The sequence below is a fragment of the Pseudomonas sp. S3_B11 genome (assembly GCF_054667715.1).
In genome coordinates this window covers 4,130,561-4,142,864 of the sequence record NZ_CP162749.1, presented here as the reverse complement: position 1 = coordinate 4,142,864, position 12,304 = coordinate 4,130,561, and the positions used below count along the sequence as shown (strand labels likewise).

Sequence of the window (12,304 nt, the reverse complement as noted above, 5' to 3'; positions counted from 1 at the left end):
CGGCGCCACGGGGGAGCTATGGATAACGAATCTTCAATGGGTGATTTCGAATCGACCCTGAAAAAACATGCCCGCGAACTGGTCGACAGCCTTGAAAAAGGTCGTTTTGGCGATGCGGTTCAAATGATCCATGAGCTCAACCAGACCCGTGACCGCGGTCTGTATCAGGAGGTGGGCAAGCTCACGCGTGAATTGCACAGCGCGATTGTCAATTTCCAGATCGACCCGAATATGCCGCAGGCCGAGGAAGTCTCGCAGATCACCGACGCCACCGAGCGTCTGGGTTATGTGGTCAAGCTGACCGAGGCCGCGGCCAACCGCACCATGGACCTGGTGGAAAGCGCAACGCCCCTGGTCAACGGCCTGAGCGAAGAAGCCCAGGCCTTGAGCACCGACTGGGGTCGGTTCATGCGGCGCGAAGTCGGCGCCGAAGAGTTTCGGGAGTTGGCCCGTCGGGTCGACGGTTTCCTGGCGCGCAGCAGCACCGAGAACCGCGCGGTGGCAAGCAACCTCAACGATATTCTGCTGGCTCAGGACTATCAGGACCTGACCGGCCAGGTGATCAAGCGTGTGACCCAACTGGTCACCGAAGTGGAAAGTAACCTGCTCAAACTGGTGTTGATGGCCAGCCAGGTAGACCGCTTTGCAGGCATCGAACACGACCGTGAAGCGATGCTTGCTGAAAAAGATCCACAAAAACATCTCTCTCAGGGTGAAGGTCCGCAGATTCATGCCGATAAAAGAGAAGACGTTATGTCCGGTCAGGACGATGTGGACGATTTGCTGTCCAGCCTTGGATTCTGAGTTTTAGCCCTGTTTTAGGAGCAGCCATTAATGAGCTTCGGCGCCGATGAAGAGATCCTTCAGGATTTCCTGGTTGAGGCCGGCGAGATTCTAGAGCAACTGTCCGAACAGCTGGTCGAGCTGGAAAGCCGACCAGATGATGCGGATCTGCTCAATGCAATTTTTCGCGGTTTCCACACTGTAAAAGGAGGCGCCGGCTTCCTCCAGCTCAACGAGCTGGTGGAGTGCTGTCACATTGCCGAAAACGTGTTCGACATCCTGCGCAAGGGTGAGCGTCGCGTTGATTCGGAACTGATGGACGTGGTGCTTGAAGCGCTGGATGCGGTCAACAGCATGTTCAGCGAAGTGCGTGAGCGCTCGCCGATCACCGCTGCCACGCCTGAGTTGCTCGCCGCGCTGGCACGCCTGGCGGAGCCGCAATCGGCTGATGAAGCGGCTCCGGTTGCCGAGGCAGTGGCTGAAGAGCCGGTCGCCGAAGAGTCGGGCGACATCACCGATAACGAATTTGAACAACTGCTGGATTCGCTGAACGCCGTCAAGGCCCAAGCCGAAGCGCCGGCGGCACCTGCTGCGCCGCCCGCCAATGCAACAGCTGACGCCAGTGATGAAATCACCGACGACGAGTTCGAGTCATTGCTCGACCAGCTCCATGGCAAAGGCCAGTTCGCTCCCGATGCGGTCACGCCAGCGGCGACTCCGGCTGCCCCGAAAGCGGCGGGCGACAACTCCGACATCACCGACGACGAATTCGAAGCCTTGCTCGATCAGTTGCACGGCAAGGGCACGTTTGCCGTTGACGCGCTGGATTCGGCCATCGCTTCCGCGCCGGCGCCAGCCAAGCCGGCTGCCGCCGCGGCTGGCAGCGACCTGATCAGCGATCACGAATTCGAATCGCTGCTCGACGAGCTGCACGGCAAAGGCAAGTTTACAGAAGTCGGGAAGGCCGCGGCCGCTCCTGCTGCCGGCACTACCGCCACTGCTGTTCCAGCAGCCAAGGCTGCGCCCAAACCCGCTGCCAAGGCACCGGAACCGAAGGCCGAACCCGCCAAGCCTGCTGCCACTGCGGCCCCGGCACCTGCCCGTGCTGCGGCGGCTGCGCCAGCGGAAAAACCGGCCAGCGAAGCCGAGACTACCGTTCGGGTCGATACCGCACGCCTGGACGAGATCATGAACATGGTCGGCGAACTGGTGCTGGTGCGTAACCGTCTGGTGCGCCTGGGCCTCAATAGCCAGGACGAAGCCATGTCCAAGGCCGTGTCGAACCTCGACGTGGTCACGGCGGACCTGCAGACCGCGGTCATGAAGACCCGGATGCAGCCGATCAAGAAAGTCTTCGGGCGCTTCCCGCGCCTGGTTCGCGACCTGGCTCGCCAGCTCAAGAAAGAAATCAACCTGGAACTGGTGGGTGAAGAGACCGACCTCGACAAGAACCTTGTCGAGGCCCTGGCCGACCCGCTGGTCCACTTGGTGCGCAACGCGGTCGACCACGGCATCGAGTCGCCGGAAGAGCGCGAAGCCTCGGGCAAGGTCCGCAGCGGCAAGGTGATCCTGGCCGCCGAGCAGGAAGGCGACCACATCCTGCTGTCGATCTCCGACGACGGCAAAGGCATGGATCCGAACGTGTTGCGATCCATCGCGGTGAAACGCGGTGTGATGGACAAGGATGCCGCCGACCGCCTGAGCGACACCGAGTGCTACAACCTGATCTTCGCCCCGGGTTTCTCGACCAAGACCGAGATTTCCGACGTGTCGGGCCGTGGCGTGGGCATGGACGTGGTGAAAACCAAGATTTCCCAGCTCAACGGTTCGATCAATATCTACTCGACCAAGGGCCAGGGCTCGAAGATCGTCATCAAGGTCCCGCTGACCCTGGCGATCATGCCGACCCTGATGGTGATGCTGGGCAACCAGGCCTTCGCCTTCCCGCTGGTCAACGTCAACGAGATCTTCCACCTCGACCTGTCGCGCACCAACGTGGTGGACGGCCAGGAAGTGGTGATCGTACGGGACAAGGCACTGCCACTGTTCTACCTCAAGCGCTGGTTGGTCAGCTCCGCCGCTCATGTGGAGCAGGGCGAGGGCCATGTGGTGATCCTTTCGGTGGGCACCCAGCGGATTGGCTTCGTCGTCGACCAGTTGGTGGGCCAGGAAGAAGTGGTCATCAAGCCGTTGGGCAAGATGCTCCAGGGCACCCCGGGCATGTCCGGCGCCACCATCACCGGCGACGGCCGCATCGCGTTGATTCTCGATGTGCCAAGCATGCTCAAGCGTTACGCCGCCCGGCGTATTTGATTCTGGAGGGGCGTGGCCCAGGGCCGCGCCTCGTCTAACGGAGTGTTTATGGTAGTTAAAGTCCTGGTGGTGGACGATTCGGGGTTTTTCCGCCGCCGCGTCTCGGAAATTCTTTCGGCGGACACGAGTATTCAGGTTGTCGGTACCGCGACCAACGGCAAAGAGGCGATCGATCAGGCCCTGGCACTCAAGCCGGACGTGATCACCATGGACTACGAGATGCCAATGATGGACGGCATCACGGCCGTGCGGCATATCATGCAGCGCTGCCCGACCCCGGTATTGATGTTCTCGTCCCTGACCCATGAAGGCGCTCGGGTGACCCTCGATGCGCTGGACGCCGGGGCGGTGGATTTCCTGCCGAAGAATTTCGAAGACATTTCGCGCAACCCCGACAAAGTCCGGCAGTTGCTGTGCGAAAAGGTCCACAGCATTTCCCGCAGCAATCGTCGTGTCGGTGCCTACAGCGCACCGGCGCCAGCCCCTGTTGCGGCGCCGAGCCCGGCGCCGACTGCATCGAGCAGCTTCAACCCGGCACCGGTACGCAGTGCACCGGCACCAGCCCCTGCGCCGGCTCGCCCGGCGCCCGCCAGTGCGTCGTCGCCGGCGCCCAAGCGCAAAGCCTACAAGCTGGTCGCTATCGGTACGTCCACGGGTGGCCCGGTGGCGCTGCAACGGGTCCTGACCCAGTTGCCGGCCAACTTCCCGGCCCCCATCGTGCTGATCCAGCACATGCCGGCGGCGTTCACCAAGGCTTTCGCGGAGCGCCTGGACAAGCTGTGCAACATCAGCGTCAAGGAAGCCGAGGATGGCGACATCCTGCGTCCAGGCCTGGCGTTGTTGGCACCCGGTGGCAAGCAGATGATGATCGATGGCCGCGGCGCGGTGAAAATCCTGCCGGGCGACGAGCGTCTGAACTACAAGCCTTGCGTGGATATTACCTTCGGTTCTGCGGCCAAGTCCTACGGTGACAAAGTTCTGGCGGTGGTGCTCACCGGCATGGGCGCCGACGGTCGCGAAGGCGCGCGCCTGCTCAAGCAGGGCGGTAGCGCAATCTGGGCACAGGACGAAGCCAGCTGCGTGATCTACGGCATGCCGATGGCCATCGTAAAAGCCGATCTCGCCGACGCGGTGTACGGATTGGACGACATCGGTAGACACCTGGTCGAGGCCTGCCTGTAATGGATGTACTCAGTCTGATCGGCATCATCATGGCGTTCGTCGCCATCATTGGCGGCAATTATCTGGAAGGCGGTCATCTGGGCGCGCTGGCCAACGGCCCGGCGGCGTTGATCGTGCTCGGTGGCACCATTGGCGCGGCGCTGTTGCAGTCGCCCATGAGCGCTTTCAAGCGCGCCATGCAAGTGCTGATCTGGATTCTGTTCCCGCCCCGTGTCGACCTGGCCGGTGGTATCGATCGTGTGGTGAACTGGAGTCTGACCGCTCGCAAGGAGGGCCTGCTGGGGCTGGAAGGGGTGGCCGATGCCGAGCCCGACAGCTACTCACGCAAAGGCCTGCAATTGCTGGTGGACGGCGCCGAGCCGGAAGCCATCCGCAGCATCCTGGAGGTGGATTTCTACACCCAGGAAAGCCGCGACATCGAGGCGGCCAAAGTATTCGAAAGCATGGGCGGCTACGCGCCGACCATCGGCATCATCGGTGCGGTGATGGGCCTGATCCATGTGATGGGCAACCTGGCCGATCCATCGCAACTGGGCAGCGGCATCGCCGTGGCGTTCGTCGCCACGATCTATGGCGTGGCGAGTGCCAACCTAGTGTTGCTGCCGATTGCGGCCAAGCTCAAGTCCATCGCGTTGCGCCAGTCGCGCTATCGCGAAATGCTGCTGGAAGGGATCCTGTCGATCGCCGAAGGTGAAAACCCGCGCTCCATTGAGTTGAAGCTCCAGGGCTTCATGGACTGATGGGAGACAAGGAACATGGCACGTCGCAGGCATACAGAAGAACACGTCAACCATGAACGCTGGCTCGTTTCCTATGCCGACTTCATCACCCTGCTGTTCGCCTTTTTCGTGGTCATGTATTCGATCTCGTCGGTCAACGAAGGCAAGTACAAAGTCATTTCCGAGGCGTTGATCGGCGTCTTCACGGATTCCGACCGCGCGCTCAAACCGATTCCCATCGGCGATGAGCGCCCCAAGACCACCACGCCGGCCAAGCCCTTGGTCAAGGACAGCGAACAGGTCGATGCCGGTATCGCCGGTGGTAGCGATCCATTGAAAAGCATCGCCGACGATATCAGTGCGGCGTTCGGTGACCTGATCAGTTCCAACCAGATGACCGTGCGCGGCAACGAGTTGTGGGTCGAGATCGAGCTCAATTCCAGCCTGTTGTTCGGCAGCGGCGACGCCATGCCCAGCGACATGGCGTTCAACATCATCGATAAGGTCGCGGCGATCCTCAAGCCCTTCGACAACCCGATCCATGTCGAAGGCTTCACGGACGACCAACCGATCCGTACTTCGCAATACCCGACCAACTGGGAGCTGTCCTCGGCCCGTTCGGCGAGCATCGTGCGCATGCTGGCGATGCAGGGCGTGAACCCCGGCCGCCTGGCCTCGGTGGGCTACGGCGAGTTCCAGCCGGTCGCCAACAACGCCACGGCCGAGGGGCGTGCGCGCAACCGGCGGGTGGTGCTGGTGGTGTCGCGCAACCTCGATGTGCGTCGCAGCCTGACCGGTACCGGTACGGCCAAAGCAACTCCGGATGCGGCATTGAAGCGGGCTGGCACACAAACTGCACCGGCTCCGGTCAAGTCGCCGGGAAGACAGAGTGCCGTCAATTCTCCGTCACCCGCTTTATAACCGAGCTATTTCTCGGTCGAGCCTGTTTCGGCCGGGAGGAACGATCCAAATGAGAGTCTGGGCAGTCGCCAATCAAAAAGGTGGTGTGGGCAAGACCACATCTTCCATCGCTTTAGCCGGGTTGCTGGCCGAGGCGGGCAAGCGCGTGGTCATTGTCGACCTGGACCCCCATGGCTCGATGACCAGCTATTTCGGCTACGATCCCGACAGCCTGGAGCACAGCAACTACGACCTGTTCCTGCACAAGGGCGTTGTGCCCGAGGGCCTGCCGGGGCAGTTGTTGTTGTCCACCAGCGACGAGCGGATTTCCCTGCTGCCATCGAGCACCGCCCTGGCCACCCTGGAGCGACAGTCGCCGGGGCAGGGCGGGTTGGGCCTGGTGATCGCCAAGAGTCTGGCGCAGCTGTGGCAGGATTTCGATTACGCGATCATCGACAGCCCGCCGTTGCTGGGTTTGCTGATGGTCAATGCCTTGGCAGCCAGCCAACAATTGGTCATTCCGGTGCAGACCGAGCACCTGGCGGTCAAGGGCCTGGAGCGCATGGTCAATACACTGGCGATGGTCAACCGCTCGCGCAAGCAGACGCTGGCCTTCAACATCGTGCCAACCCTGTTCGATCGTCGTACCCAGGCCTCCCTGGGCACCTTGCGGGTGTTGCGGGACAAGTACCCGGAAGACATCTGGCAAGGCTATATCCCCGTTGATACCCGCTTGCGGGACGCCAGCCGTGCCGGTGTGACCCCGTCGCAATTCGATGGCAAGAGCCGCGGAGTGCTGGCCTATCGGGCGTTGCTCAAGCACCTGTTGACCCAACAACTTGTTCCGCAGCAGGTGGCTTAAGGTGACGAGGCTTTCCACTGGCATTGTGTTCGCCTGCGAACGCTCAAGTCCTGCCGCATTCATGCCGATAACCTCTTCAAGTGGCGCACTGTTCCTATGAGCCGCCCGATAAAGACAACCTCGCGTCCGCAAATGGCCCTGCAGTCCTATCTGGATGGGCTGCTGCAGGAAGCGACCGAAGAATTGCCACCACAGCCAAGCGTGATCGAGGCGTTGCCCGAGAACGTCGAAGCCAAGGGTGTGCTGGATGAGTTTCAGGCGGCCGTGCTCGAAGAGCAGGCCCGTGACGCACAGAAATCAGTGATAGCTGCAGCGGTCGAGGCACCGTTTATCAAGCCCCAGGTGGCGGTCATGGACGCGCCTGCGCCGATCCTGGCGCCGGTCTCGACCGTTGCCCCGCTGCTACAAGGCCTGGTGACGCCGGTGGTGGAAATCCACCTGCCGCCGAGCAATCCGCCGCCACCGGTGCCGGGCGACGACCGTCCGGCCTGGGCCGCCGAGCCGTTCGAGTGTCTGTTGTTTGATGTGGCCGGGTTGACCCTGGCGGTGCCGCTGGTATGCCTGGGGTCGATTTATTCCCTGGCCGGGCAGGAATTGACGCCGTTGTTTGGCCAGCCGGAATGGTTCCTCGGAATCCTGCCGAGTCAGGCCGGCAACCTGAAGGTACTGGATACGGCACGCTGGGTCATGCCGGACCGTTATCGCGATGATTTTCGCCAAGGCTTGCAGTACGTGATTTCAGTGCAGGGTTACGAGTGGGGTTTGGCGGTGCATCAGGTCAGCCGTTCGCTGCGCCTGGACCCGAACGAGATCAAGTGGCGCAGCCATCGAGGGCAACGGCCATGGCTGGCCGGTACGGTGATCGAGCATATGTGCGCCTTGCTGGACGTTTCCGAGCTGGCGGAGCTGATCGCCAGCGGCGGGGCAAAACACCTGGGCGGCAGTAAGAAGCCGGTCCAGAAACCGAAATAAGATAACCGGCGGCGCCCAGCGTCGTCGGACAGAATACACGCCGCCACAGGCGGTTTTTCGAGGGGTCAGGGTATGAATGATAAGGCGTCGTCTCAAAAGGGTTCTGAAGATCCGATTCTGCAATGGGTGACCTTCAAGCTCGATAACGAAACCTACGGCATCAACGTGATGCGCGTTCAGGAAGTGCTGCGCTATACCGAGATCGCCCCGGTACCGGGTGCACCGAGCTACGTGCTGGGCATCATCAACCTGCGTGGCAACGTGGTCACGGTGATCGATACCCGCCAGCGCTTCGGCCTGATGAATGCCGAGATCAGCGACAACACCCGGATCGTCATCATCGAAGCCGACAAGCAAGTGGTTGGCATCATGGTCGACAGCGTCGCCGAAGTGGTTTACCTGCGCCAGTCGGAAATCGAGACTGCGCCGAACGTGGGTAATGAAGAATCCGCCAAGTTCATTCAGGGCGTGTGCAACAAGAACAACGAGTTGTTGATTCTGGTTGAACTGGACAAGATGATGAGCGAAGAAGAGTGGTCGGAACTGGAGAGTATCTGATTTGATTCTTGAGGTAGCAGTCATTGTCCTGTTCCTTTTCTGGGCAGGCACGCTGGCGATGTTCTTGGCGTACATACGTGGCCAGCGGCAGATCGCCGCTCAGCAGGCCCAGGGAGATGCGCTGCGCGACCAGCGCATCAAGGACCTGGCCAAGCGCGTCGATGATTACCAGAACGGCACCGTGCGCATGGGCGAAGCGCTCCATGAGCTGCGTGCCGTGGTCGCGCCGTTGCCGGATAAACTTGCCCAGCTGGAACAGCGCGACCCCTCCAGCCTGTCCTTTGCCCAGGCCGCCCGCCTGGTGGGCATGGGCGCCAGTGTCGACGAACTGACCCAAGCCTGCGGCCTGACCCAGGCCGAAGCGGAGTTGATGAGTAAGCTGCACAAAGGCGGCTGATCGCTTTCGCCCGGGTCCAATGTGGGAGCGAGCCTGCTCGCGATAGCGGTGTGACAGTCAACAGAGATGTTGAATGTGAGTCCGCCATCGCGAGCAAGCTCGCTCCCACAGGTTTTTTTTGTCGCTCACACACTGATCATTCCAGCCCAAGCACCGCCGCTGTGATCAGTAGTCGTCGCCGCGGTCGGTCACATCTTTCTCGACACTCGGCGCATTCGGGTCGTAGCCCTGGGGGAACTTGCCCTTGAGGTTCCAGGCAAACGCAATGATCTCGGCAATCGTGCGGTACAGCTCTTCCGGGATGCTGTCCCCCAGCTCCATCCGCGCCAACAGCTTCACCAACTCGGCATTTTCATAGATCGGCACTTCGCTTTCGCGGGCGATGCGCAGGATTTCCTCGGCCAGGGCTTCGTCGCCCTTGGCGGTGAGGGTCGGGGCGTGGTGGCCGTCGTACTTGAGGGCGATGGCCTGGCGGGGTTCGGTGTGGGTTGTCATGCGGTTTCGTCCACCCAGCGTTGTTCCAGGCGAGTCTTGGGGCCTTGGGGCGGGGTGCCGAGGTGGCAGTCCAGCTCGCCGACGTTCAGGCCACAAGTCACCAGGCGCTCACGCAAGGCTGTCAGGTTGCTTTCGATCAGGCTTGCGGTGTACGGCCGTTCTGCCCACAGCTGGCTGGAGAGGCTGCCGCTGAGCAACTGCGCCTGAACCTGCAGTGGGCCGAGCGGTTCCATGTCGAACGCCAATTCCACTCGCCAGAGCTGCTGTTTTGGCTCGCGTTCTTCCCGGCGCTCGTTGGGTTGCTCCCGGGGCGGGGTTTCCTCGCGCTGGAACTTGACCTGCAACGGCACGATGTCCTGCAAGTTGCGCATCGGGATCTCCAATTGCCAGGTGCTCATCAGCCGACCGTCGTCGGTCAGGCCGGTCTGTTCCAGGCTCGACAATTGATGGCTTTGCAGGCGTGACACGGCGGCAGCGGCCAGGCGCAGCAGGTGTTCGAGGTCGCCTTCTTCGTCCTGGCCTTTCATCTGGCGCGAGGGTAGGGGGAAGCTGGTGGGTTGCGGCTTGGCGCTGACCTGGCCGAGCATCCCCAGGGCGCTGCGCACGAAGCTCGGCAGGACTTGGGCCAACGTATTGGCGGCAATGATGGCGCTGAGGTTGGTGGAGGCGGGCAGGGCCGGTGTCAGTTGGGCGATCAGTTTCAGCAGGTCGCCTTTCATGTCCGGCGCCAGGCTCGGCGGCTGCCCGGCGAGCAACTTGCTTTCCAGGAACACACCGCTGGCGACCATGGCCTGGGCCAGCCCCTTGGGCGTGCTCAGTTGCTGGATATCCGGCAGGTTGGCCAACAGGCGTGTCACCGCGGCGCGCAGTTCGGCACCGGTGTCGTCGGTGGCCGGAAGGTTTTGCAGGACGGTGATCAGGCTGTCCAGCGAGCCCTGCTGGCTCATTTGCGTGACCAACTGCTGACTCACCGCCAATTGCTCCTGACGGTTGCTCAGCGGAACGAACTTCAGCGTCTGAGTATCTTGCACCTGGGCACTCAACAGCGTGCCGATGCGCAGCGGCCGCGGGCTGTCGATGTCCAGGGTGCTACCCGCCTGGGCGGTATTGAGCAAGCCGACCAACGACCGATACACCGCCGGTTGTCCCGGCAGCTGCGGCAACGCCTGACTGGTCAGCACTTTGCCTTGCAGCAGGGTGCCGACCGGCAACTGCGCCGTGTCGATTCGGGTGAGGGTGGCGACGCTGGAGGCCACGGCCTGTTGCACGGCAATCGCCAGGTTGCTGGCGGACGGCTGCGTCACGGCCAGGCTGGTGCCTTGGGGCAACGGCTGGGTGCTGGTGGCCTGCACGGTGGTCTGGCGACCGCTCTCCAGGGTGACCTTGAGCAACAGCTGGAAAGTCTGGTCGGCCTGCTTGAGCGACAGCACTTCGGCCTGGGCGGTCTGGCCCGAGCTGATCAGACCTTCGGTCGGCACCAGCAGTTTGAGCAGCTCGCCATTGACCGCTGGCATACGCGTGGTTGCCGTGGCCTGGGGCAGCGGCAGGATGTTCATGTCGCCTGTCATTTGCGGCCTTACCTTGGGGAAATAAGCTCTCTTGAGAGTAGGTTAGGGCATGTATAATGCCGCCCGTCTTTCAGGGAGTGGCGAAAACCTTGCAATTGTTTGACGCAGCTCTGTGGAACAGCTCGTCAATGCATCTATGCTGCATCTCTTTAACGGCCGCTGCACCGCCGACTTGAACCGTATAAGGCCCGCGATCCCTTGACCAGTCCTCTCCTGCAAACCGTCGGCCTCGCCTGTGAGCGAGACTTGCGACTGCTTTTCGAAAATCTCGAATTGAGACTCTCGCGTGGCGATATGGTGCAAATCAGTGGTCCCAACGGCAGCGGCAAGACCAGCCTGCTGCGCCTGCTGGCCGGGTTGATGCAACCCACCGCCGGCCAAGTGTTGCTCAATGGCCAGCCCTTGCACAGCCAGCGCAGCGAACTGGCCCGCAACCTGCTCTGGATCGGCCATGCCGCCGGTATCAAGGATTTGCTGACCCCTGAAGAGAACCTCAGTTGGCTCTGCGCGTTGCATACGCCGGCCGGCCGCGAAGCGATCTGGCAGGCGTTGGCGGCGGTAGGGCTGCGCGGCTTCGAAGACGTGCCGAGTCACACCTTGTCCGCCGGCCAGCAACGCCGCGTGGCCCTGGCCCGGCTGTACCTGGACAGCCCGCCGCTGTGGATTCTCGACGAGCCATTCACCGCCCTGGACAAGCAGGGTGTCGCGCAGCTCGAGGAACACTTGGCCCAGCACTGTGAAAACGGTGGCATGGTGCTCTTGACCACTCACCACACGCTGGCGCGGATGCCGGCCGGTTATCGCAACATTGATCTGGGGAGCTGGGCCGTATGAGTGTGTTTGGCCTGTTGCTTGCCCGCGAGGCGCGCCTGCTGTTCCGTCGTCCGGCCGAATTGGCCAATCCGCTGGTGTTCTTCGCGATTGTCATTGCATTGTTCCCGTTGGCGGTCGGGCCGGAGACTCAATTGTTGCAAACCTTGTCTCCGGGACTGGTCTGGGTCGCCGCGCTTTTATCGGTCCTGCTCTCGCTGGACGGGCTTTTCCGCAGTGATTTCGAAGACGGTTCACTGGAACAGTGGGTCCTTTCGTCGCACCCCCTGGCCCTTCTGGTTTTAGCCAAGGTACTGGCACACTGGGTTTTTTCCGGGCTGGCACTGGTATTGCTCTCGCCACTGCTGGCAATGATGCTGGGGCTGCCCGGCGCGTGCATGCCGGTGCTGCTGGTGTCGCTGCTGCTGGGCACGCCGGTGCTGAGCCTGCTCGGTGCGGTGGGCGCGGCGTTGACGGTGGGGTTGAAGCGCGGCGGCCTGTTGCTGGCGCTGCTGATCCTGCCGTTGTATATCCCGGTCCTGATCCTGGGCAGTGGTGCCTTGCAAGCGGCGTTGCAAGGAATGCCCGCGACCGGTTATCTGCTGTGGCTTGGTAGCCTGACCGCCCTGGCGATAACCCTGACACCCTTTGCAATAGCCGCTGGCCTGAAGATCAGCGTCGGCGAATAATAACGAGGCCTGGTCAAAAATCGACCACTTCTTTGGAAGTAAAGGCTGCCCTGGCG

13 protein-coding genes are annotated in these 12,304 nt (G+C 61.9%); 11 read left to right on the top strand and 2 right to left on the bottom strand.

What is annotated here, in order from left to right:
* Window positions 1–18 precede the first annotated feature (18 nt).
* The 9 genes from AB4O22_RS18575 to AB4O22_RS18535 all read left to right on the top strand — a co-directional run bounded on the left by AB4O22_RS18575 (window position 19) and on the right by AB4O22_RS18535 (window position 8,686).
* Entirely contained in the window at window positions 19–804 is a 786-nt protein-coding gene (locus tag AB4O22_RS18575; RefSeq protein WP_003199127.1) for a protein phosphatase CheZ, read from the top strand.
* A gap of 30 nt (window positions 805–834) precedes the next feature.
* Complete coding sequence (locus AB4O22_RS18570; RefSeq protein WP_223472845.1) at window positions 835–3,096, top strand: chemotaxis protein CheA; 2,262 nt, start codon at window positions 835–837, stop codon at window positions 3,094–3,096.
* Between the two features lie 48 nt (window positions 3,097–3,144).
* Window positions 3,145–4,278 (top strand): protein-glutamate methylesterase/protein-glutamine glutaminase, encoded by a 1,134-nt coding sequence (locus tag AB4O22_RS18565; protein WP_223472846.1) that lies wholly within the window; start codon window positions 3,145–3,147, stop codon window positions 4,276–4,278.
* A complete protein-coding gene (locus AB4O22_RS18560; protein WP_003199135.1) occupies window positions 4,278–5,018 on the top strand; it encodes a flagellar motor protein in 741 nt (246 codons plus the stop codon). The genes AB4O22_RS18565 and AB4O22_RS18560 overlap by 1 nt, the downstream gene beginning before the upstream one ends.
* A gap of 15 nt (window positions 5,019–5,033) precedes the next feature.
* Entirely contained in the window at window positions 5,034–5,918 is an 885-nt protein-coding gene (motD, locus tag AB4O22_RS18555) for a flagellar motor protein MotD (RefSeq protein ID WP_003199137.1), read from the top strand.
* 49 nt (window positions 5,919–5,967) lie between these two features.
* Window positions 5,968–6,759 (top strand): ParA family protein, encoded by a 792-nt coding sequence (locus AB4O22_RS18550; protein ID WP_003199140.1) that lies wholly within the window; start codon window positions 5,968–5,970, stop codon window positions 6,757–6,759.
* 96 nt (window positions 6,760–6,855) lie between these two features.
* Complete coding sequence (locus AB4O22_RS18545; protein WP_003199142.1) at window positions 6,856–7,731, top strand: CheW domain-containing protein; 876 nt, start codon at window positions 6,856–6,858, stop codon at window positions 7,729–7,731.
* Window positions 7,732–7,803: 72 nt separating this feature from the next.
* Window positions 7,804–8,289, top strand: a complete 486-nt coding sequence (locus tag AB4O22_RS18540; protein WP_003199144.1) for a chemotaxis protein CheW — start codon at window positions 7,804–7,806, stop codon at window positions 8,287–8,289.
* Between the two features lies 1 nt (window position 8,290).
* Window positions 8,291–8,686 (top strand): DUF2802 domain-containing protein, encoded by a 396-nt coding sequence (locus tag AB4O22_RS18535; protein WP_003183966.1) that lies wholly within the window; start codon window positions 8,291–8,293, stop codon window positions 8,684–8,686.
* A gap of 165 nt (window positions 8,687–8,851) precedes the next feature.
* Here AB4O22_RS18535 and AB4O22_RS18530 read toward each other — a convergent pair whose 3' ends face one another.
* Both AB4O22_RS18530 and fliK read right to left on the bottom strand, forming a co-directional pair.
* Window positions 8,852–9,181 carry an EscU/YscU/HrcU family type III secretion system export apparatus switch protein gene (locus tag AB4O22_RS18530; RefSeq protein ID WP_003199146.1) on the bottom strand — a complete coding sequence of 110 codons (330 nt, stop codon included), beginning with the start codon at window positions 9,179–9,181 and terminating at the stop codon, window positions 8,852–8,854.
* Window positions 9,178–10,749, bottom strand: a complete 1,572-nt coding sequence (gene fliK, locus AB4O22_RS18525) for a flagellar hook-length control protein FliK (RefSeq protein WP_460096924.1) — start codon at window positions 10,747–10,749, stop codon at window positions 9,178–9,180. Before fliK ends, AB4O22_RS18530 begins: the two co-directional genes overlap by 4 nt.
* Window positions 10,750–10,947: 198 nt before the next feature.
* On the opposite strand from fliK, the gene ccmA reads away from it, so the two are divergent.
* Both ccmA and ccmB read left to right on the top strand, forming a co-directional pair.
* A complete protein-coding gene (ccmA, locus tag AB4O22_RS18520) occupies window positions 10,948–11,583 on the top strand; it encodes a cytochrome c biogenesis heme-transporting ATPase CcmA (RefSeq protein ID WP_223472848.1) in 636 nt (211 codons plus the stop codon).
* Entirely contained in the window at window positions 11,580–12,248 is a 669-nt protein-coding gene (gene ccmB / locus AB4O22_RS18515; RefSeq protein ID WP_003199151.1) for a heme exporter protein CcmB, read from the top strand. The genes ccmA and ccmB overlap by 4 nt, the downstream gene beginning before the upstream one ends.
* Window positions 12,249–12,304 lie beyond the last annotated feature (56 nt).

Coding starts and splice junctions, on each gene's coding strand:
- AB4O22_RS18575 (WP_003199127.1), top strand. CDS start 19: ATGGATAACGAATCTTCAATGGGTGATTTCGAATCGACCCTGAAAAAA.
- AB4O22_RS18570 (WP_223472845.1), top strand. CDS start 835: ATGAGCTTCGGCGCCGATGAAGAGATCCTTCAGGATTTCCTGGTTGAG.
- AB4O22_RS18565 (WP_223472846.1), top strand. CDS start 3,145: ATGGTAGTTAAAGTCCTGGTGGTGGACGATTCGGGGTTTTTCCGCCGC.
- AB4O22_RS18560 (WP_003199135.1), top strand. CDS start 4,278: ATGGATGTACTCAGTCTGATCGGCATCATCATGGCGTTCGTCGCCATC.
- motD (WP_003199137.1), top strand. CDS start 5,034: ATGGCACGTCGCAGGCATACAGAAGAACACGTCAACCATGAACGCTGG.
- AB4O22_RS18550 (WP_003199140.1), top strand. CDS start 5,968: ATGAGAGTCTGGGCAGTCGCCAATCAAAAAGGTGGTGTGGGCAAGACC.
- AB4O22_RS18545 (WP_003199142.1), top strand. CDS start 6,856: ATGAGCCGCCCGATAAAGACAACCTCGCGTCCGCAAATGGCCCTGCAG.
- AB4O22_RS18540 (WP_003199144.1), top strand. CDS start 7,804: ATGAATGATAAGGCGTCGTCTCAAAAGGGTTCTGAAGATCCGATTCTG.
- AB4O22_RS18530 (WP_003199146.1), bottom strand. CDS start 9,181: ATGACAACCCACACCGAACCCCGCCAGGCCATCGCCCTCAAGTACGAC.
- fliK (WP_460096924.1), bottom strand. CDS start 10,749: ATGACAGGCGACATGAACATCCTGCCGCTGCCCCAGGCCACGGCAACC.
- ccmB (WP_003199151.1), top strand. CDS start 11,580: ATGAGTGTGTTTGGCCTGTTGCTTGCCCGCGAGGCGCGCCTGCTGTTC.